The organism is Williamsia sp. 1135 (assembly GCF_002095395.1).
Lineage (GTDB): Bacteria > Actinomycetota > Actinomycetes > Mycobacteriales > Mycobacteriaceae > Williamsia.
Window position 1 is genome coordinate 20,663 of sequence record NZ_MJEI01000094.1, and the last position, 19,735, is coordinate 40,397.

The window sequence follows — 19,735 nt, forward strand, 5'->3', positions numbered from 1 at the left end:
ACTGCGTGACCGACGTTTCGGCCCAGAAAGGAATGACTCTCACGATGTTTTCTGCTGTTGTCATCGAGAAAGGCGAAGCGGGCCAATCGGTTGCGCTCGCGAGCCTCGACGAGGCCGACCTACCAGAGGGCGAGGTCGACATCACCGTCGACTACTCCTCGCTCAACTACAAAGACGCACTTGCCATCACGGGTAGCTCCCCCGTGGTACGGAAGTTTCCGATGGTTCCCGGCATCGACCTCGCCGGCACCATCACCCGCAGCGCGCACGCCGGCTGGTCCGAAGGTGATCGCGTGGTCCTCAACGGCTGGGGTGTCGGCGAAAGCCATTGGGGCGGTTTCGCTCAGCAGGCGCGACTCAAGGGCGACTGGCTCGTGCCCCTGCCCCCGGAGTTCACCACCCGCCAGGCCATGGCGATCGGCACCGCCGGGTACACCGCCAGCCTTTGCGTCGACGCCCTCCTGAACTTCGGAGTCCAACCCGACCAGGGCGAAATCCTGGTGACCGGTGCGACCGGCGGGGTCGGCAGCGTCGCCATCGCACTGCTGAAGAAGGCCGGCTTCACCGTCGCTGCGTCCACCGGAAAGACCTCGGAGTCAGCTTATCTCGAGCAGCTCGGTGCGAGTTCCGTGGTCGATCGCGCCGAACTCGCAGAGAAGGGCAAGGCGATGCAGAAGGAGCGCTGGGCAGGCGTCGTCGATTCTGTCGGCAGTCACACCCTGGCCAACGCCTGCGCGCAGACGAAGTACGGCGGCGCGGTCGCAGCCTGCGGTCTCGCCCAGGGAATGGACTTCCCGGCAACCGTCGCACCGTTCATCCTGCGTGGGGTCACCTTGCTCGGCATCGACAGCGTGATGGCTCCGCTCGAGAAGCGTCAGAGAGCATGGGAGCGGCTCGCCCGAGACCTCGATCCGAGTGCGATCGAGGCCATCGCCGAAGAGATCACGCTCGCAGAGTCCATCGATGCCGCAACCAGGCTCATCGAAGGCACGGTGCGTGGTCGCATCGTCATCGACGTCAACAGATAAGCGGGAGAACACATGACGACACACGCAACTGAACCGGACACCGTCGAACTCGACCTCTCCGATGTCGATCATCGAGTCGGCAAACCCATCGGCGGCGGGCAACTGTGGGATCCGTGCAGCACCTCCGACATCCGGCGCTGGGCGATGGCCATGGACAATCCGAACCCCATGCACTGGGACGAGAGGTTCGCCCGAGAGTCCAAGTTCGGCGGTCTCATCGCCCCGCAATCCATCGCAGTGGCCCTGGACTACGGACACGGCGCGGCACCAGCGTGCGTGGGACACATCCCGAACAGTCACCTGATCTTCGGCGGCGAGGAGTGGTGGTTCTACGGCACCCCTGTCCGCCCGGGCGACAAACTGTTCCAGGAGCGTCGCTTTCACGACTACAAGGTCCGACACCAAGTTCGCCGGACCCACGATGTTCTCGCGCGGCGACACGACGCACAAGAATCAGCACGGAGCCCTCGTCGCCCGAGAGCGGTCGACCGCCATCCGGTACCTCTCGGCAGAGGCGAACAAGCGCGGCATGTACGACGACCAGATCGGCGCCACCAAGAAATGGACCGCCGACGAGCTCGCCGAGGTCGACAAGCTGCGGCACGCATGGCTGCTGTCGAACCGTCTCGGGATCTCGCCGCGTTTCGGCGAGGTCAAGATCGGCGACACCCTGCATCGCCGCGTCATCGGCCCGCACACCATCGCGAGTTTCACCACCGAGTACCGCGCGTTCCTGTTCAACATCTGGGGCACGTTCGAGTGGGTCGCCCCCGAAGGGGTGGAGGACCCGTGGGTCTACCAGGATCCCGGCTGGAGTGAGGGTTTCGGGTTCGACGAGGAAGGCGCGATGATCGACCCCCGCCTGCGCGACGGTCTCTATGTCGGGCCGTCACGCGGGCACATCGACGCAGACAAGGCCGGTGAGGTGGGCATGGCCCGGGCCTACGGTTACGGCGCGACCATGGGCGCCTGGTGCACCGACTACCTCGCGAACTGGGCGGGCCACGAAGGCATGGTCCGGCACACCAAGGCCGACTTCCGCGGCCCCGCCTTCGAAGGCGACGTCACGTACTTCGATGCCGAGGTCGTCGACAAGCAGGCCGACTCCGAGTGGGGCGTACCGCTCGTCCAGATCAAGGTCAAGCTCACCAGCCAGGACGGCACCACGCTGGTGACGTGCACCGCCGAGGTTGAACTGCCCGTCTAGCCACCACCCATCGAGCGGCACCTGAGAGGTCGAGTCATGAGCACACCCACCGTTGATTCATCAGTGCGACCTCTGTCGATCGTGTCGGGTCCACCGCTCGACGAAGAGCCCGGGCTCGGCACGCTGACGATGCCCGGATTCCTCCGCGAGGTGACTGCGCTCTACGGCGAGCGCGAAGCGCTCGTCTTCCATACCGAGGACGGCGTCGTCCGCTGGACGTACGCCGAGCTGTGGGAGCGTGCGATCGAGGTCGCGCAGGCACTCAGGGCGGCCGGAATCGGCAAGGACGGCCGGGTGGGCGTGCTCATGACCAATCGCCCCGAATGGATCTCGGCAGTCTTCGGGACGTCACTGGCCGGAGGGGTCGCGGTCACCCTGAGCACCTTTTCCACACCGGCCGAACTCGATCACCTCATCGGGGTATCCGAGATCTCGGTGCTGCTGTTCGACCGCCAGATCCTGAAAACCGACGTGGCCACCGTCCTTACCGAGCTCGAACCACAGCTCGCGTCGGTCTCCCCCGGCCAACTACGCTCCCTCGACTATCCGTTCCTGCGCCACCTCGCGATGGTCGGCGATGAAGAGAATGGGCCAAGCGGAATCGAGACCTGGGATACCTTCCTTGCCCGCGGCGCATCCGAACCGAGGGAGCTGATCGAGGCGACCGCGGCGACGACCAAACCCAGTGACACCGCCGTGCTCTTTTTCTCCTCCGGATCGACCAGCAAGCCGAAGGGCATTCTCAGCGCACATCGCGGAGTTGCCATCCAGCTGTGGCGGTTCCGGCAGCTGTACCATTTCGGACCCGATGACAACATCCGCTGCTGGAGCGCCAACGGGTTCTTCTGGTCGGGTAATTTCGCGATGGCGCTGGGCAACACACTGTCCAGCGGCGGTTCCCTGGTGTTGCAGAAGACCTTCGATCCGGTCGAGGCACTCGATCTCATCGAAGCGGAGAAGGTCAACTTCCCGTTCGCCTGGCCGCATCAGTGGGCACAGTTCGAGTCCACTCCCAACTGGGGTACAGCCGACCTGAGCAGTCTGCGGTTCGTGGACCACCGCACGCCCGTGGCCCGCCACCCGTCCGTCACCGCGACTGGATAGAACCCGGATACGCCTACGGGAACACCGAGACCTTCACCATCTCATCGATTTTTCCGGCCAACACCACCGAGGAAGAAGCCGGCGGCAGCAGCGGCACACCTCTTCCCGGCGTGACATTCAAAATTGTCGACTCGTTGACCGGTGACACCCTCCCGTTGGGCGAGCGCGGCGAGATCTGTGTCAAAGGCCCCACCCTGATGCTCGGCTACCTCGGCACCCCGCTGAGTGAGACCGTCGACGACGAAGGATTCTTCCCCACCGGCGACGGCGGATACCTCGACGACGCGGGGCGGCTCTTCTGGGAAGGCCGCCTCACCGACATCATCAAGACCGGCGGCGCCAACGTTTCACCCCTCGAGGTCGACGAGGTACTCGTCTCCCACCCGGGCGTCAAAGTGACTCGCACGGTGGGCCTTCCGCACGAGACCCTGGGCGAGATCGTGGTCGCCTGCATCGTGCCTCACGCCGACGCGAGTCTCGACGCCGACGGCATCCGCGCGTTCATGAAACAGAAGCTCGCCAGCTACAAGGTCCCGCGTGAGGTGCTCTTCTTCGACGACGAAGAAATCACCCTGACCGGCAGCGCGAAGATCAAGACCAGCGACGTCAAAGCCCTGGCAGCCCGACGATTGGCGTGAGCCCTCTTCAATACCTCATCGCCAACCTCTTACGATGTGCCGCAGGCGAACCGAAGAGTGAGCGGTTGAGGGTGGCCCGCTTGAAGTAGACGTGAATGCCGCTTTCCCACGTGTAGCCCATGCCTCCGTGCAGTTGCATTGCCTTGCCCGCGATGTCGACGGCCATGGCAGTGGTGAACGACTTCGCCATGGCGGCTGCGACACCGGCCTCGGCGTCGGGATCGGTGAGTGCCTTCACCGCCGCGGCGACAAGCGTCCGGGCGATCGTGATCTGGACGAGCATGTCTGCGCAGGCGTGCTTGACCGCTTGGAACGATCCGATCTTGCGGCCGAACTGTTCGCGGACGCCGACATAGGCGACCGTGGCGTCCAGCATCGCTTCGCTCAGTCCGAGACTGTCGAGGGCGACAGTGACGGCTGCCCGGTCATACAGGCGCTGCAGTGAGTGTTCGGGGTCTGGATTGAATCTCAGTACTGAATCAGGTGATACAAGCACATCGTCGCCGGCCACCCTGCCGAGAGATCGGGTCTTATCCACCACCGGCTGCCCTTCGACGTGCAGGCCGGTCGTATGCGCGCCCAGATCGACGATGACGGCGACTCCATCTCCACCGACCGCGGGAATGAGCAGCCGATCGGCCCCGGGCCCGTCCAGCACGAAATCTGCTGCTCCACTCAAGGCCGGACCGTGTGTTGTGTCGATGAGCCGAAAGCTGTTCGCGAACAGACCTTCACCGGCCATCGCCACCACTGGCGCCCTGTCCCCGGAGGCGGTGGCAGCGAGTAGATCGTCACGCCGCGCGCTTGGTTCGAGCAGTCCGAGTGCTCCGACCGCGATGCCGGTGACTGCAGGATAGGGTCCGCGCGCCGCCGCCCGTCCGATCTCTCTCAGGATCACCGCCACCTCGGCGAACGTCGCGCCGGCGCCCCCGAGCGTCTCCGGTACCTCGAGTCCGGTCCAGCCGGATCGGATGATCAGGCTCCAGTCGACGTTTACCTCTCGTGGCGCGGAGGCGAGCAGATCACGGGCGACCGCGGTGAGTTCATCGTGGAGTTCGGCGAATTCGACGTGTGCAGTTGTCATTTCGCCACCTGGGGTTCGCGGGGAAGCCGAGGCCTCGCTCCCCGATGATGGTGCGCTGGATCTCGCTGGTCCCGCCGGGGATCGTCCATTCCCAGGATCCGATGAAGTCGAGCACCCAGCTTCCCGACTCCCATCCGCTCGACATCGGCTTGCGCAGCGCGGTCTGACCGGCGACACCCGCCACGTCTGCGCCGAAGTCGGTCATGCGCTGGAGAAGTTCGCTGTAGTACAGCTTCACGATCGACGCATCGGCCGGGCCGGGGTTGCCGTCGGCGACGAACGCCGCACAGAGCGCACGCAGCCCGGTGAGCTCGGTCTCCAGGCAGGCGAGTCGATCTGCGACCGCCGCGTCGTCGAGCGGCCGTGTCCCGTCAGTCCCGACTCGTCCACACAGGTCGACGAGCCAGGGAAACCCCGCGTGGCCCAGACGTTCCGCCAACTCGAGCATGGTCATCCCCCGTTCGGCGCCGAGCGTCTCCTGAGCGACCCGCCACCCTTCGTTCTCCGGTCCCACCAGGTTCTCGGCCGGGATCACCACATCGCTGAGGAAGATCTCGCAGAAGTGGGATTCGCCGGTGGCCTGCCGGATCGGCCGGACCTCGACGCCGGGGGTACGCATGTCCATCAGGAAGTACGAGATGCCGCGGCGTTTGGGGGCGTCGGGGTCGGTGCGGGCGAGCAGCAGACACCAGTCGGCGTGTGCTGCCCCACTGGCCCAGAGCTTTTGACCGTTGACCACGTACGTCTCGCCGACCTTGCGGGCAGAGGTGGAGAGCGCTGCCATGTCGGAGCCGGCACCGGGCTCGGAGAACCCCTGGCACCAGATCTCGCCGTCGCCGATCGCAGGCAGATGACGGCGGCGCTGCTCGTCGGTACCGGCAGCGAGCAGGGTGGACGCCGCGTGATGGATCGACACGAACGGCAGGACCAGGCGGGGTGCGTCGTGGGCGGCCAATTCCTGGTACAGCACAATCTGATCGGCGACCGACATACCCCCGCCCCACTCCTCCGGCCAATGCGGTACGGCATAGCCGGCCGCGTGGAGTTCGGCGAACCACTCCTTCTGAAAAGCCACAAAGGTCTCATCACCGACGCCGGTCTGCTCGCTCCGCCAGTTGGTGGGTACGTGCGCCGCGCACCAGTCGCGGACCTCGGTGCGGAAGTCCTGCCGGTCCGGCGCCGTCATCGACTGGCCACCGTGCGACCCAGCGCCAGCAGCTTGTCCCGGTGCTCTGCCGATTGCATGGTCGCGACCTCTGCGGCGAAACCGGCTTGCAGGGGGCCCGACAACGCTTGCGAGAGATGCATGTTGACAATGCGTTTGGTGCTCCGCAGCGCCTCGGACGGTTGCGCGGCGAACCGTCCGGCCAAGGCGTGGGCGGAAGGCAACAGCTCGTCAGGTGCGGTGGTGCGCGTGGCGAGACCGAGTTCGACGGCCATCGCCGCCGAAATCTTGTCACCGGTGTAAAGGTATTCGCGGGACCGCAGGATGGGTGTCAACAGCGGCCAGAAGGCCGCTCCGCCGTCACCGGCGACGAGTCCGACGGCCACATGCGGATCGGCGAAATGCGCCTTCTCCGACATCAACACGACGTCGCACAACACCGCCATACTGCAGCCCAACCCAACCGCCGGACCGTTGACGGCAGCGATGACCGGCAGCGGGAACCGCAGCATCTCGTCGATGATCTCCGCGCCCTCTCGCACGCTCTCGTCCCGCGCGACGGGGTCGTCGAGGAACGAGGTGATCCAGTTCAGGTCACCGCCAGCGCTGAAGGCCCGGCCGGCACCGGTGAGGACGACCACGGCTGCACCCCGGTCGGCAGCGAGTTGGCGCCAGACGTTGGCGAGTGCCCAGTGCAAGTCCTTGTTGACCGCGTTGAGGTCGTCGGGCCGGTTGATCACCACGGTACGAATCGGCCCGTCGGACTGGACGATCAGCTCGGGTGGCAGGTCGTACGTCACGGGGCCACCGCCTCGTCGTTGAACAGTCCGGTCAACCCGCGCCGCCCGAGGCGCGCGGTCAGTGCGGCGCCGGTGGCCGACAGTCCCAGTGGCAGCCGGCGCAACGGAAGGCTGTACCTGGAAAGCCACGACAGGGTGGTCTCGTCGCAAAAGCCTGTCGCTCCGTGCAATTGGTGGGCGACACGGAAGACCACGTCCGCGGCCTCGATCGCCGCCAGCCGCAGCGCGAGGGCGTCGTCGACGGCTTCGTCGTGTCCGGCCTGGACACTCCACAACGCATACTTCGCGAGGACTTCGACGCCGCTGCGTTCGACCTCGGCATCGGTGAGCTGGAACTGGACGCCCTGCAACTGCGCGAGCGGACGGCCGAATTGTTCCCGCAGCAGGACGTGGGTGCGGGTGAGGGCCAGTGCACGGTCGAGCATTCCGAGCAGCGTCCAACACGGCAGCACCAGCCCTAGGGCCACGTCAGCAGCTCCACCGGCGTCGAGTGACTCGAGTTCCAGGGGTGCGACGAACGCGAACGCGGACGTGCGCGGCGACTCGCCCGTCGAGCGCGCTGTCGCAACAGCGCGCTGACCGGTCAGGGTGACTGCCGCCCAAAGCAGATCCAGATCAGCCACGGCTGCTGCCGGGTTGCGATCCGCCACGACCAGGAGACCGTCGACGTCTAGATCGGTGGGCCGGGACAGTCGTTCGGCGACCGGATAGGGCACCGCCCAGTGTCCTGCGCTACGACATAGTGCCGCCGCGGCTTCCAGTTCGTCGCCGTTCTTGCGGGGTTCCAGCTCCCATGCACCGAGCCCGTCGAAGACCGGGGCGACCAGTTTGTCGCGTCCGCCCGGGTCGCGTTCCGCGGATTCGATCAGCGCGTCGCCGCCCGCGGACTCGAATGCCCGCAGCGCCGCTGCGCCGTACTCGGTTGCCTCCGCGCTCAACTCGATGTTCATGACGCCGCCGGCAGGAGGGTTCGCGCCAACAAGATCCGCTGCATCTCGATGCTTCCCGATGCCACGGTGGCGGCCTGCGAGTAGCTCCAGTGATCTCGGACGTCGAGCCGAAAGCGTTCGGTGTCGTCGTCTGATGAGGTTGCATACGAAGCGATCTCGGTGAGAACCTCGGCACTGTCCTGGTCGAGAGTGGTCACGGCTATGCGGTAGACCGCGGCGTCGGCGGGCCGCACCCGTCCCTCGCTCTGCATCGCCACGACCCGGTAGGCGAGCAACCGGGCGCGCCGGCAATGCACCAGCATGCGGCTCCAACGTCCGTGCAACTCGGCAGGCAAGTCGTCCCACTCGTCGCCGAGCACGGTCGGGGCTTCTTGCAGGAGACGCTCACACCGGGCGTACCGGGCGATACCCACGCGCTCGAAGGCCAGCACCTCCTGGACCACCTGCCATCCCTCGTCGACAGTGCCCAGGACGTGCGCCTGCGTGACCTCGAGATCGTTGAAGAAGACCTCGTTGAGGTGGTGAGGTCCCAACATCGCGCGGATGGGGCGTACCTCGATCGCCGGGTCCGACATAGGGACCAGGAACACGGTCAGGCCTTGCTGCTTGCGTTCTCCCGTCGACGTGCGGGCGAGCAGGAAGCACCACTGCGCCATCGTCGCGTACGACGTCCAGATCTTCTGACCCGAGATCCGCCATCCATCACCGCTGCGTCGAGCAGCCGTGCGCAGGGACGCGAGGTCGGAGCCCGACCCCGGCTCGGAGAAGCCCTGACACCAGATCACGTCGCCCCGGGCGATGGGCGGCAAGTGTTCGCGCTGCTGTTCGGGCGTGCCGTGCCGCATGATGGTCGGCCCCACCCAATTCACGCCCATGTACTGGGCGCCCCGCGGCTCGTGATGCGCCCACATCTCCTCGCGGACCACGGTCTGCTCCCACACCGACGCGCCGCGTCCGCCGAACTCTTCAGGCCAGGCCAGACACAGCAACCCGCGCTCGGCCAGGAATCGGCAGAACTCCTGCGCAGTCTCGAGATCGGCCGGATCATCGGTGAACGCGCCGCGAAAGTCTGCGGGGACCTGTTCCTGCAGCAACCCTCGCAATTCCTCGCGCAGTCGGGTCGCCGCCTCCCCCATGGTGAAGTCCGTACGGATCACATTACTTCAATCATTGATAGGATTGGAATACTTGCATGGTCGGGGGTCGACGATTCGATTATACTCCCCGGAATGAACGAAATGCGGTCTGAGTGACGACGGTCAGGAACGGTCGGGTTCCCCAGCGCCGGATCGCCGAGACGGTTGCCGCGGAGATCCGCGACGCCATCCTCGACGACGAAGACTACCGCTTGCCCACTCAAGAACAGCTGGTCAAGGACTTCGGTGTCAGCTATCCGTCGATCCGTGAGGCCTTGCGGATCCTGGAGACCGAGGGTCTGGTCACTGTCCGTCGAGGGAACGTCGGCGGCGCAGACGTGCACCGGCCGGACGAGACCTCGGCGGCGTATCACCTGGGATTGTCTTTGCAGGCCGCCCGCGTCACGCTCCGGGATCTCGCCGCGGGGCTCCAGATGCTGGAACCGACGTGCGCGGCCGAGTGCGCCCGGCGCGATGACCGCGCCGACGTCGTCGTACCGGCGTTGACAGCTGCCATCGATGCCTCGGTCGGCTTTGTCGGCAACGGCGTCGAGTTCACCCACAGCGCCCGCGATTTCCACGATCTCGTCGTCTCGTTCACGCCAAACGTGACCATTCGGTACGCGGTCGGCAGCTATGTTGCGCTGTGGTCGGCGCAGGAAGAAGCCTGGGCCGAAGCGCGGACCCGCCACGGCGAGTACCCCTCCGAGGTCGAGGCCGAGGAAGCTGTCCGGGCACATCGCCGTCTGGTCGAAGAGATCGCAGCCGGACGCGCCGACGAGGCCGAACGCCTGGCCCGCGCGCACCTGGCCGCAACCCAGGCGCTGGTTCTCGATCGATACGGCGACCGGGTCGTCAACGCCTCCGCCGCCATGTCGCGGCAGGCCATCCAGTCGATCCGGCGTTCGCGGATCTGAGCTGCCGCCTACTCGGCCGACGGCCGGTTACCGCCGACCATCCCCACCAGCAACCGGCAACCGATCTCGGTATTCCAACTGTGGCCGGCGCCGTTGACGACCACCACGTCACCGACGTCCAGTCCGATGGTCTCGGAGTCGACCGCGAAGTCGACAGTTCCGTCGACGACAACGGTGATGTCGACGCTGTCGGTGTGATGGAACGGGATGTCTCGGCCCGGCCAGAACTCGATGAGTCGCCACGTCACCGTGCCCGGCTCCGGGGCGAAGTCGAGCGGGATGCCCGACGCCGGTCGCGTCAGGTCGGGCGCGGACGAGTGTTCGTAGACACCGACAGATCCTGACTCCACGATCGGGCCGTCGTGGACCGTGACGGACTCCAGGAACGATGTCCCGTCCTCGCCGATGCCGGTGACCACGTGTTTCATCAGCCGACCGCCGTGACCTTCGCCGAGACGTCGTCCAGTCGCTCGAGTTCGGTGGCGGAGAGCGTCAGATCCACCGATGCCAGCAGCGCGCCGAGCTGATCCGGTATCCGCGCACTGACGATCGGGGCGACGATCGTCGGCTGTTGTCGGGTCCAGGCGATGGCCACCGTCGCGATGGCAACCTCATGTGCCTTGGCGATGTCAGCGAGGACGTCGACCACCGCCAGTCCTTCGGTGCTGAAGTAGCGGTCGACGATCTTGCTGCGGGCCGCAGCATCGACGTCCTCCTGTGTGCGGTACTTACCGGTCAGGAAGCCACTGGCCAGCGCCCAGTACGGCATCACCCCGAGGCTGTGTTTCTCGGCGAGCGGACGTAATTGCGCCTCGAACGGCTCCCGGGCCACCAGGCTGTAGTGGGGCTGCAGCGCAACAGGCTTCGCGAAACCGTTGGCCTCGGCGATCGCCATCCACTCGGCGATCCGTTCGGGCGAGTAGTTCGAGATTCCGAGGTACCTCACCTTTCCGGCCTTGACCAGCGCGTCGAACGCACCGAGCGTCTCGCCGAGGGGGACGTCCGGATCGTCGTAGTGCGCGTAGTAGAGGTCGATGCGGTCGGTCTGCAGCCGTCGCAGGGAGGCCTCTGCCGCACGGGCGATGTTGTCGGGCGCCAGACCGAGGAACTCAGGATGCCTGCTGACCTTGGTGGCGAGTACGACGTCGTCGCGTCGCCCCTCCTTGCTGAACCACTGCCCGAGGATGGTTTCGGACTCGCCGCCCGTGTTGCCCGGAATCGACGCCATGTAGCTGTCGGAGGTGTCGATGAAATTGCCGCCGGCGGCGACGAAGTCGTCGAGCACCGTGAACGACGTATCGGCGTCACTGGTCCAGCCGAACGTATTGCCGCCGAGATTGAGTGGATAGACGTCAAGGGTCGAGTCGCCGATTCGAGTCATGCCCACCACACTATTGATTCGTCCGTCGTCCTGCCGCCGCGCACAATGGACCAGGACCTCCAGTCGGGACAAGGAGCCACCATGACGTCCTCACCACACTCCACTCATACCGGCATCACGCACGCCGACAAGGTGATGGATTCACTGTCGTCGCGTCCCGATGAAGACGTGATCAGCGACGAGACCAGGAGTTTCACCGCTTCCGAGTTCTTCGATCTGACGACGCGCCTGACCCATGTCCTCGCCGCGCACGGGCTCGGCCGCGGCGACACCGTTGCCGTCCTCGCCCCCATTGCGATCGAAGCGATCGCAATTCGGTATGCGGCCACCCGGTTGGGGTGTGTCACGGTTCTGTGCCCGGACGCCGGGACACCGCAGCGACTCTCGGTTTTCCTGTCCCGGATCAGCGCCGACGCCGCGATCGTCTTCCCGGACACCGCAGCCGCGTTCCCCGCCGGGTCCGTTTCACTGGTGCTGGGGGTAGGACCGATCGAGGGTGTACCCGACCTACTGACCGCTGTGGGCTCGGCGCCCACGGCACCGCTGCGCGTCGATCTCGGCCCCGACGAGCAGTGCGTCCTGGTCGCGACCGGCGGCACCACGGGCGTGTCGAAGGCCAGCGTTCGCAGTGTTGCCGCGTACGACCGGCTCGTCGATCTCGGACCGACCCCCGGCCGTAGGCAATTGATCTGCACTCCGCTCCCCTACATCGCTCAGACCCTTGTCGACACTGTTCTGATCGGCGGCGGCCAACTCATCCTCCGCAGAACGTTCGAACCGGTGTCGATCGCCACCACCATTGCCGAGCAGCGCGTCACCCATGTCGCGCTCGTCGAACCGCTCCTCGTCGAACTGCTCGACGGCATCGAGATGACGGACTTCGACCTGTCGTCCCTTCTCGCGATAAGCCATATCGGCGCCGACGCCTCGCCCGCACTGCGACGGAGGCTGCTGACCCGCGCCGGACGCCCCCTTCTCGTGCACCCCTACGGTGCAAGCGAATTCGGAGTTGTCAGCGCTCTTGCCGGCCCCGATTACAGCCTCGAGCATCCTGAACTTCTGAGCTCGGCTGGTAGACCGATCCCCACTGTGCAGGTCCGAATCACGGACGCCGCCGGAAACATCCTGTCCGCAGGCGAGACCGGACTGATCAACGTCCGCACCCGGGCGATGGCGCAGGGATATTCCGTCGCGCCGGAGTCCTCGGGCTTCCACGACGACGGCTCGTTCACCACCGGCGACGCCGGGTTCCTCGACAGCGATGGATACCTGCACATCCGCGGTCGTGCCGCTGACGAACGATTCATCGACGGGCACTCGATTTTTCCGCTCGACGTGCAGCAGGATCTCTGCTCGAATCCCGAGGTCGCCTACGCGGTGGCGGTCCCCGGTCCCAGGGGTGGTTTCGGTGCGGCAGTGGTGCTCACCGCCGACGCAACCAGCTCAGGAGACGACCTCGCCAAGCGGCATCCTTGGTCGATCGTGATCGTCGACCACATCCCGACCACCGAACAGGGCAAGCCGCATCGGCAACAGGTCACCGACCTCATCTGGCCATCGACTCCTTGACGGCACATGGGATATCGACGGTCAGAAGAGCACGCTCGATCGCTGTTTCGGCACGGTCGACGGCCGGTTCGGCACGGTCAACGAGAGTCGCCGAGAACTATCCCTTCGCGGCGTGGATCCGCTCCACCGGACCATCCTTGCTCGGTACGCAACAGGGCGCTCAGCCCGCTGGATTGGTCGTCGAGGTCGACCTCATGACCCTTGGCGCGCAATCCCTGGACAAGTGGGTCGTTGTCCCCGTTGTTCGCGGTGTCGATGTTGGGGTGCTCACCGCCGACGTTGGTGCTCGGCGTGTTGGCCGCACCGAAGTCGACCATCGACACCGCCTGTTGTGGATCCATACCCCAATCAGTCAGTCCGATCAGCGTTTTCACCACGAACTGGATGATCACCGACCCACCGGGTGATCCGACGACCATCTCGAGGTCGCCGTACTCGCCGCCGGCGGCAGGTCCACTGAAGACCAGCGTCGGCGCCATGGAACTGCGCGGCCGCTTGTTCGGCTCCACCCGGTTGACCAGAGGCAGACCCTGCGGATCGGTCGGCTCGGCGGAGAAATCGGTGAGCTGGTTGTTCAGCAGGAAGCCGTCGACCATGTGAAAGGATCCGAACGCGGACTCCACCGTGGTGGTCATGGACGCGGCGTTGCCTTCCTTGTCGACAACGGAGATGTGGCTGGTCCCGTGCTCGACACCGGCGTACCAGCCGACGGGTGCGGCAGCATCGAATTGACCTGCCGTCGCAGTCCCCATCGAGCGGTCCGGATTGATGAGTGCCGCCCGACCTTTCAGGTAGGCGGGATCCAAGAGGGCAGCAGGACTTCCGCCGGGCAGGGGCACGAAGTCGGAATCGGCGATGTACTTGTCGCGGTCTGCGTAGGCCAGTCGCTCGGCCTCGGAGATCAGGTGCACCCCCATCACCGACGGCTTCCCACCGTTGAGATCGGTTGCGGTCGGCGGGTATTGATCCATCTCGAAGTTCGAGAGGATCCCCAGCGTCGACGCCACGGCGAGCCCGCCCGATGACGGGTTCGGCATCCCGCAGACCTGCACGTCGCGGTATGGGACGCAGATGGGTTCGCGCACCTTCGACTCGTAGTTCTGCAGATCGGCGACTGTCATCGCGGACGGGGTCATCCCGTTGGCGGTGGACCCCGCCTTCGCCACGATGGCCTCGGCGATGTCACCGGAGTAGAACGCGTCGGCTCCCTCGGACGCGATGGCGCCCAACGTCTTCGAGTACGCCGGGTTTGTCAGGACCTCTCCCGCGGGCTTGCCTGACCCGTCCGGCAGCAAGAAATACGATTTGGCAGCTGGATCGACCGCGAGCTCGGCACTGGACTCGTCGATGGCCGCAGCCATCCGGGGGCTGATCGCGAAGCCGCTGTCGGCCAGGCTGGTCGCAGGTTCGAACAGACTGCGCCAGGCGTTGTTCCCGTGCTCCGAGTGAACGTCCTCCAGCAGTCGCAGGACCCCGGGTACACCGATCGACCGGCCGCTCTCGCGTGCACTGGGCACCGGCTCGGTGCGATTGATGTCGTCGACCCAGCGCAGGTAGTTCTCGGTGGCCGCCGCCGGTGCCACCTCGCGGCCGTCGTAGGCCTGCACCGACTTGTCGGCTGCGTCGTAATACAGCGCGAATGCACCGCCGCCGATGCCCGAACTCTGCGGCTCGGCGAGGCCGAGGACCATCTGGGCAGCCACCAGCGCGTCTGCGGCGTCGCCACCATCGGCCAGGACCTCACAGGCTGCCTGTGTGGCCAGCGGATTCGCGGTGGCCGCGGCGAAAGACTTCGTGTGCACCACGGTCATGTCCGACCGGTACCCCGTCGCCACCTCAGGGTTGGTCGAGATGTCCTCCGTCGCACCATCCGGCTCGGAGGGCGCGGTGACCGCTGTACTCGGCGACTCGGGTAGAGCACACACGCGCTCAGGTGACGCAATCTCGTCGGAGGACGTCGAACACGACGCCGCCAGGAGCAGTGCGGTGACAATCACAGCCACAGCACCTGCGCGGGGGCGGGCCACAGGTCCGGTCATGGTCACATGTTCCCCGATCGTATGCAGCAGAAACCCTCGATCCACGATTTCGTTTGGCGATCAGCGCAGTTGGGTTACCTTCAGACCATGGCAGTTAGCGGAAGCAAGAGTATCGACATCGAAGCGCCACCAGCCGCGGTGCTCGACGCCATCGCGGACATCGAGGGCATGCCGTCATGGTCGTCCATTCACAAGAGCGCCGCCGTGATCGACCGTCACGACGATGGCAGGCCCAGGCAGGCACGCATGAGCGTCCAGCTGATGGGCAACACCGACGATCAGGTCGTCGAGTACACCTGGGCCGACAACTCCGTGGTGTGGGAGATGCTCGAGAGCTCGCAGCAGAAGATGCAGCGCGCCGAATATCGCCTCACCGAAACGGAAACCGGCACCCACGTCGAGTTCGAGATGACCATCGATCTCAAGATCCCGGTGCCGGGGCTACTCGTCAAAAGAGGTCAGAAAACAGTTCTGGAGATGGCGACGAAGGGTTTGCGCGACCAGGTCGTCGGCTGATCACAACTTGCCGCCCACCAGGGTGAACAGCGCGGCCTTGCCCATTCCCAGAAATCCGCGGCCCGTACCCAGCAATCCGCGTAGCGAGGTGGGCGAGAGCGCGGTCGACCACACGGTGCGGGTCGACCCGATCGGCTCGGGTGCGCCTTCGAACCGGGCGGTCAGCCATTCGAGCACAGTGGGCGTCGAGAGAATCATCAACGACAAGTGTTCGCTGACACGGTCGCGGATGTACGTCACGTTGGCTCCGAACTCGTTGTAGCGCTCCACCTGTCCATCCACGTCCTCGACGGCGATGATCTGATCGTGAACCGGCTGCAGTACGAGCAGCGGGCAATCGGGCCGCCGGGAACCCAGCCGGATGTCGTCGAACAATTCGAGAACCGCGGGCGAGGCGAGCACATCGGCCAGCGGGATGTCGGTGTAGTTGTCGAAATCGTCGCCGGCGAACCGGGCGATCGCCCACGCGGTGGACATCGTCTCGATCTCGTCGAGTCGCGCCCTGCCCTCGTCGTTGACGTGCGCCTCGATCACCCGCCCCAACCCGGGGTACAGGTGACGTAGGCCGGCGACCACCAACGCGGGCAGACCTGCGAAGAACGTGTCGTTGAGGCGAATGTACGTCTGGCCCGGATCACCTACCGGCGCACCGAGAACCGCCCCGACGATGTTCAGTTCCGGAGCGTACTCCGGCGCCATCTCGGCGACCCACGACGACGCCATGCCGCCGCCGGAATAGCCCCAGACACCCACGGGAGTCGACTGCGAGAGACGCAAGGGTGCAAAATCGGTCGCCGCCCTGATCCCATCCAGGACGCGGTACCCAGGCTCACGCGGGGCGCCGAAGTAGCCACCGAGTCCCTCGTGATCGGCGATCGTGACCGCCCAGCCCCGAGACACCGCGTTGGCGATGATCAGCAGCTCGAAGGGTGCAACGTTGCCGAGAGACGTCGATCCGCGTTGCAAGGCGTACGACGGGAAGCTTCGGGATGAGATCGCATCGATGGCGCACTGATAGGCCAGCAGCGGGCGCTCTTGCGCCGATTCCGCATCTTCATCCGCGTCGGCAGGCAACAGCACCGTGGTGACAGACGCTTCGGGCGTCCCGTTCAGATCCGCTGTGCAGTACAGCAACTGCCAGGCGCGGACTTTCTGCGGAATCACACCGAGCAGCGCGATCTCCACCTCACGACTTCGCAACAGCGTGCCGGCGGGCAGTGTCTCGAAGTCTGCGGGCGGGCGGTAGAACGGGTCGTTGACGGGCAGCTGCGGCCTGTGCCACCTCGTCGGTCGCGGTGTCGTCGCTTCGGCGGTCCAGCCGCTTGCGACATCGATGTTTTCGCTCATCGGACTTCCTGTAGAAGGCGACAACCGGCGCGGGCTCCATGAGCCCGCGCCGGTTTCTGTCTCACCTGGTGCGTGGATGCACTACCGCGTCAGCGTCTGAGCCGCTTCACGATGAACAGCAGGATGCACGCGCCGAGAAGTGCGGTGAAGAATGTGAACCACCAACCGCCACTCGCGGTGTCGAAGAAGAAGCTGAGGATGAATCCACCCAGGAAGGCACCGATGACACCGACGACGATGTTGAGCAGAATTCCCATCTGCTTGTCGGTACCCATGAACTTGCTGGCGATCCAGCCGGCGAGACCGCCGATGATGATGTAGCCAACCCAACCGACCGCAGTCGTGGTGGTGGAACGTTCGGCCAAAACCTCGACCGCTTGAGTAGTGGTACTCACAGTGCTTCCTAACGTTGGTGGTGCTCGCTGGTCACGGATGCGTGACCACGCTGCCCACTTGGAATCCCCACCGATGGGGTCGATGAAACCTCGGGTCTGAAAGCGGTCAGCACCTCAAGTCTCGTCCACCGACCTCGGCCACGTCCAGCCCTACGCGACAGCCGCCCCCGACTCCAGGTGTGTGGCCCCCGAACCGGTGATCCCGGCCCTCTCAGCGCAGGGCCACGAGGTTCGCCACCGACTTGCGGACATCGGAGTCGATCACCCGGGCGACCAGGTCTCCGATCGGCCCGTTCAGGACACTGCCACTCAAGGTCGCATCGAGATCGAAGATCGAGCCGTCGCCCTGCGGCGTCACTTTCAGCGCGATCGCGATCTTCACGCCGCCCCGGCCGCTACCCGACAGCTCGAGCAGTCTCGGTTCGTCGTAGCGCGTGACCTCCCAGTGGATGGTGTTGCGAAAACCCTTGACCTTGATCAGGGACGACACCTTGGTGCCCTCGGCAATGGTGTCCGGCACGGGGCTCTTCCAGCCGGCGAAGATGGTCATCCATTCGTCGAACCGACTCAGATCAGACGCCATCTGCCACGCCTTCTCGGGTTCCAGATCGCTTGTCACCGATACGTTCACACCAGCCATGCGGGTATTACCTCCAAGTATGTTTTGCGCTGCGATTTCCTAGAAGAGCAGCGGGAGCACGAGGACCATGACAAGCGTCCACGCAATGTGGGTGAATGCCGGAGCGAGCACTCCGGCAGTGGCCCGGCGTTCGAGCGCGCACACCACGCCGAGCAAGATGGCCGCGAATCCCAGCATCGGGTTACCGCTGGCCAGCGTCGCGATCACATAGATCAAAGTCGAGAAGATCACTGGTGCATGGCCTTTGAAGGCCGAGTAGACCGCGCCACGGAAGAACAGCTCTTCGGCGATGCCGTTGACGATTGCCGTCGCCAGCACCAACGCCAGCCCTCCGGTGTCGGCGTGGTCGAGTACTTCGGCGATGAAATCTCGCAGCGGCGGGATCTCCCTGATGACGAGACCACCGACAACGAAGATCGCCCCGAGGATCAGCCCGACGATGATGCCGATCCCAGCGGCCTGCACGTGACCGCCGCGGGGAGGCGGAAAGCAGCCGATGCGTATCGGACCCGACGCGAAGGCACCCACCAGCCATATTGCGGCCAGGGCAAAGGTCATCGGATAGAAGGACGAATCACCGGGTTCGATCGAGAGCGAGAATCCCAGCGTCACGCTGCCCGCGATGAGCACCACAGCCACGACGATCCGCCGGCGCAGCACCGAGGCCCTGGACTCGACCGGCTCGTCCGAATCGTCGACGACGGTGTCCAGCAGGAACTGGAATTTGTCGGGAACCGTGATCACGTCGCACCCCGCACCGCGTTGATCAACCCCGCCACCACGCCGACCGCCTGGACGGTCCGATCCCGTACCTCACGCTTGACGCGCATCAGGTCGCCGCCCGCCCACGAGGGATCCGTGTCCGCGAGATGATGAATATCGGGGAGTTCGTTCACCGGCCGAGGTAGACCGCTGGCCACCGATAGCTTCACGGCTTGCCGGACGGTCAACAGTCCTCCCGGGGGATCGGGTACATGGTCACGAATCGTATGCTCGGACGCCTTCATCGGGTAGTCCAACGACCGCACCAGGTCGGACGCGAGCCCGGTGGGTACCGGTACGAGCAAACCACCGACGAAGCCGGCCAGGCGGACGTCCACCGACGGCATCACGACACCCACACGGGGTGCCTTGATCGCGCGCAGGTAGGCGAACAGGAGTGCGCTGTACGACGCGGTGTCCGCGCTGGTGATGTCGTAACTGCCCGGCGGGACCTGGTCGGTTGCCGCCGCGGCCAGGTAGTAGACGGCATCGCGGACGGAGATCGGGTCCATCGGGTTGTCCACCCAGGTGGGCAGCGGGATCACGGCGAGGCGGTCCGAGATGTACCGGACCATCTCGAACGATGTCGACCCGGCGCCGATCACGACGGCCGCCTTCAGCCACACCAGATCAGCCCCGCCATCGAGGTCGAGAGCCTTGCCGACCTCGGCGCGGCTCTCGAGGTGTTCGGACAGTTCCGCATCATCCGGCACGAACCCGCCGAGATAGACGATGCGACCGACGTTGTGACCGCGGGCGCCGGCGGCGACATTCTCGGCGGCGCGGCGATCGATGTCGCGAAAGTTCTTCTCGCCGATGCCGTGGACGAGGTAGTACACGACGTCGACATCCCCCGCGGCGGAGAAGCCGGCCTGGACCGATTCGGGATCGGAGGCGTTGAACTCGATCGTCTTGACGTCGTCGACCCAGCCGAAGCGTTCGAGAGAGGCGAGGTCACGGGACGCGGCCACCACCTCGTGGCCTGCATCGAGGAGAGCAGGGATCAGTCGGGAGCCGATGTAGCCGGTGGCCCCGAGAACAAGTACGTGCATGTCAC

General features: G+C 65.5%; 20 protein-coding genes. 7 read left to right on the top strand and 13 right to left on the bottom strand.

The window, feature by feature from the left end:
* The first annotated feature begins 44 nt into the window (after window positions 1-44).
* The 4 genes from BFL43_RS14200 (at window position 45) to BFL43_RS29775 (ending at window position 3,977) form a co-directional block, all read left to right on the top strand.
* Window positions 45-1,028, top strand: a complete 984-nt coding sequence (locus BFL43_RS14200) for an MDR family oxidoreductase (protein ID WP_084893271.1) — start codon at window positions 45-47, stop codon at window positions 1,026-1,028.
* Window positions 1,029-1,449: 421 nt separating this feature from the next.
* Complete coding sequence (locus BFL43_RS29470) at window positions 1,450-2,235, top strand: hypothetical protein (protein WP_240498257.1); 786 nt, start codon at window positions 1,450-1,452, stop codon at window positions 2,233-2,235.
* 36 nt (window positions 2,236-2,271) lie between these two features.
* Complete coding sequence (locus tag BFL43_RS29175) at window positions 2,272-3,339, top strand: AMP-binding protein (RefSeq protein ID WP_206186671.1); 1,068 nt, start codon at window positions 2,272-2,274, stop codon at window positions 3,337-3,339.
* Entirely contained in the window at window positions 3,225-3,977 is a 753-nt protein-coding gene (locus BFL43_RS29775; protein WP_206186672.1) for a fatty acid--CoA ligase family protein, read from the top strand. The genes BFL43_RS29175 and BFL43_RS29775 overlap by 115 nt, the downstream gene beginning before the upstream one ends.
* Window positions 3,978-3,984: 7 nt before the next feature.
* Here the strand turns inward: BFL43_RS29775 and BFL43_RS14215 are convergent, their stop codons facing one another.
* From BFL43_RS14215 to BFL43_RS14235, 5 genes are read right to left on the bottom strand one after another with little or no spacing between them, the layout of a single operon-like run.
* Window positions 3,985-5,061, bottom strand: coding sequence for an acyl-CoA dehydrogenase family protein (locus BFL43_RS14215; RefSeq protein WP_084893178.1), 1,077 nt, complete (start codon window positions 5,059-5,061; stop codon window positions 3,985-3,987).
* On the bottom strand, window positions 5,021-6,247 hold the full coding sequence (locus tag BFL43_RS14220; protein WP_084893179.1) for an acyl-CoA dehydrogenase family protein: 1,227 nt from the start codon (window positions 6,245-6,247) through the stop codon (window positions 5,021-5,023). The genes BFL43_RS14215 and BFL43_RS14220 overlap by 41 nt, the downstream gene beginning before the upstream one ends.
* Window positions 6,244-7,026, bottom strand: coding sequence for an enoyl-CoA hydratase/isomerase family protein (locus BFL43_RS14225; RefSeq protein ID WP_084893180.1), 783 nt, complete (start codon window positions 7,024-7,026; stop codon window positions 6,244-6,246). The genes BFL43_RS14220 and BFL43_RS14225 overlap by 4 nt, the downstream gene beginning before the upstream one ends.
* Window positions 7,023-7,976: an acyl-CoA dehydrogenase family protein gene (locus tag BFL43_RS14230; RefSeq protein ID WP_084893181.1), complete on the bottom strand. Its 954-nt coding sequence runs from the start codon at window positions 7,974-7,976 to the stop codon at window positions 7,023-7,025. The genes BFL43_RS14225 and BFL43_RS14230 overlap by 4 nt, the downstream gene beginning before the upstream one ends.
* The gene (locus tag BFL43_RS14235; protein WP_084893272.1) at window positions 7,973-9,112 is read right to left on the bottom strand and encodes an acyl-CoA dehydrogenase family protein; all 1,140 of its coding nucleotides are present in this window, start codon (window positions 9,110-9,112) and stop codon (window positions 7,973-7,975) included. The genes BFL43_RS14230 and BFL43_RS14235 overlap by 4 nt, the downstream gene beginning before the upstream one ends.
* A gap of 113 nt (window positions 9,113-9,225) precedes the next feature.
* Here BFL43_RS14235 and BFL43_RS14240 point away from each other — a divergent pair, with 113 nt between their 5' ends.
* Window positions 9,226-10,029, top strand: a complete 804-nt coding sequence (locus BFL43_RS14240) for a GntR family transcriptional regulator (protein WP_084893182.1) — start codon at window positions 9,226-9,228, stop codon at window positions 10,027-10,029.
* Between the two features lie 8 nt (window positions 10,030-10,037).
* Here the strand turns inward: BFL43_RS14240 and BFL43_RS14245 are convergent, their stop codons facing one another.
* On the bottom strand, window positions 10,038-10,457 hold the full coding sequence (locus BFL43_RS14245; protein ID WP_084893183.1) for a hypothetical protein: 420 nt from the start codon (window positions 10,455-10,457) through the stop codon (window positions 10,038-10,040).
* Window positions 10,457-11,410, bottom strand: coding sequence for an aldo/keto reductase (locus BFL43_RS14250; RefSeq protein ID WP_084893184.1), 954 nt, complete (start codon window positions 11,408-11,410; stop codon window positions 10,457-10,459). Before BFL43_RS14250 ends, BFL43_RS14245 begins: the two co-directional genes overlap by 1 nt.
* Window positions 11,411-11,491: 81 nt before the next feature.
* Between BFL43_RS14250 and BFL43_RS14255 the strand changes: the two genes are divergently transcribed.
* Entirely contained in the window at window positions 11,492-12,979 is a 1,488-nt protein-coding gene (locus BFL43_RS14255) for an AMP-binding protein (RefSeq protein WP_168176639.1), read from the top strand.
* Window positions 12,980-13,056: 77 nt separating this feature from the next.
* Here BFL43_RS14255 and ggt read toward each other — a convergent pair whose 3' ends face one another.
* Entirely contained in the window at window positions 13,057-15,018 is a 1,962-nt protein-coding gene (ggt, locus tag BFL43_RS14260) for a gamma-glutamyltransferase (RefSeq protein ID WP_084893273.1), read from the bottom strand.
* An 87-nt stretch (window positions 15,019-15,105) separates the two neighbouring features.
* Here ggt and BFL43_RS14265 point away from each other — a divergent pair, with 87 nt between their 5' ends.
* Complete coding sequence (locus BFL43_RS14265; protein ID WP_084893274.1) at window positions 15,106-15,534, top strand: SRPBCC family protein; 429 nt, start codon at window positions 15,106-15,108, stop codon at window positions 15,532-15,534.
* On the opposite strand, the gene BFL43_RS14270 is transcribed toward BFL43_RS14265, so the two are convergent.
* The 5 genes from BFL43_RS14270 to BFL43_RS14290 all read right to left on the bottom strand — a co-directional run bounded on the left by BFL43_RS14270 (window position 15,535) and on the right by BFL43_RS14290 (window position 19,730).
* Entirely contained in the window at window positions 15,535-16,881 is a 1,347-nt protein-coding gene (locus tag BFL43_RS14270) for a lipase family protein (protein ID WP_084893186.1), read from the bottom strand.
* A gap of 89 nt (window positions 16,882-16,970) precedes the next feature.
* Entirely contained in the window at window positions 16,971-17,276 is a 306-nt protein-coding gene (locus BFL43_RS14275) for a GlsB/YeaQ/YmgE family stress response membrane protein (protein WP_084893187.1), read from the bottom strand.
* A 211-nt stretch (window positions 17,277-17,487) separates the two neighbouring features.
* Window positions 17,488-17,916 carry an SRPBCC family protein gene (locus BFL43_RS14280; protein WP_084893188.1) on the bottom strand — a complete coding sequence of 143 codons (429 nt, stop codon included), beginning with the start codon at window positions 17,914-17,916 and terminating at the stop codon, window positions 17,488-17,490.
* Between the two features lie 39 nt (window positions 17,917-17,955).
* Window positions 17,956-18,660, bottom strand: coding sequence for a type II CAAX endopeptidase family protein (locus BFL43_RS14285; RefSeq protein ID WP_084893189.1), 705 nt, complete (start codon window positions 18,658-18,660; stop codon window positions 17,956-17,958).
* Window positions 18,657-19,730: an NAD(P)H-binding protein gene (locus BFL43_RS14290; protein ID WP_084893190.1), complete on the bottom strand. Its 1,074-nt coding sequence runs from the start codon at window positions 19,728-19,730 to the stop codon at window positions 18,657-18,659. Before BFL43_RS14290 ends, BFL43_RS14285 begins: the two co-directional genes overlap by 4 nt.
* Window positions 19,731-19,735 lie beyond the last annotated feature (5 nt).

Coding starts and splice junctions, on each gene's coding strand:
- ggt (WP_084893273.1), bottom strand. CDS start 15,018: ATGACCGGACCTGTGGCCCGCCCCCGCGCAGGTGCTGTGGCTGTGATT.
- BFL43_RS14250 (WP_084893184.1), bottom strand. CDS start 11,410: ATGACTCGAATCGGCGACTCGACCCTTGACGTCTATCCACTCAATCTC.
- BFL43_RS14200 (WP_084893271.1), top strand. CDS start 45: ATGTTTTCTGCTGTTGTCATCGAGAAAGGCGAAGCGGGCCAATCGGTT.
- BFL43_RS14220 (WP_084893179.1), bottom strand. CDS start 6,247: ATGACGGCGCCGGACCGGCAGGACTTCCGCACCGAGGTCCGCGACTGG.
- BFL43_RS14215 (WP_084893178.1), bottom strand. CDS start 5,061: ATGACAACTGCACACGTCGAATTCGCCGAACTCCACGATGAACTCACC.
- BFL43_RS14255 (WP_168176639.1), top strand. CDS start 11,492: ATGACGTCCTCACCACACTCCACTCATACCGGCATCACGCACGCCGAC.
- BFL43_RS14230 (WP_084893181.1), bottom strand. CDS start 7,976: ATGAACATCGAGTTGAGCGCGGAGGCAACCGAGTACGGCGCAGCGGCG.
- BFL43_RS29175 (WP_206186671.1), top strand. CDS start 2,272: ATGAGCACACCCACCGTTGATTCATCAGTGCGACCTCTGTCGATCGTG.
- BFL43_RS14280 (WP_084893188.1), bottom strand. CDS start 17,916: ATGGCTGGTGTGAACGTATCGGTGACAAGCGATCTGGAACCCGAGAAG.
- BFL43_RS14245 (WP_084893183.1), bottom strand. CDS start 10,457: ATGAAACACGTGGTCACCGGCATCGGCGAGGACGGGACATCGTTCCTG.
- BFL43_RS29470 (WP_240498257.1), top strand. CDS start 1,450: ATGTTCTCGCGCGGCGACACGACGCACAAGAATCAGCACGGAGCCCTC.
- BFL43_RS14290 (WP_084893190.1), bottom strand. CDS start 19,730: ATGCACGTACTTGTTCTCGGGGCCACCGGCTACATCGGCTCCCGACTG.
- BFL43_RS14265 (WP_084893274.1), top strand. CDS start 15,106: ATGGCAGTTAGCGGAAGCAAGAGTATCGACATCGAAGCGCCACCAGCC.
- BFL43_RS14235 (WP_084893272.1), bottom strand. CDS start 9,112: ATGGGGGAGGCGGCGACCCGACTGCGCGAGGAATTGCGAGGGTTGCTG.
- BFL43_RS14270 (WP_084893186.1), bottom strand. CDS start 16,881: ATGAGCGAAAACATCGATGTCGCAAGCGGCTGGACCGCCGAAGCGACG.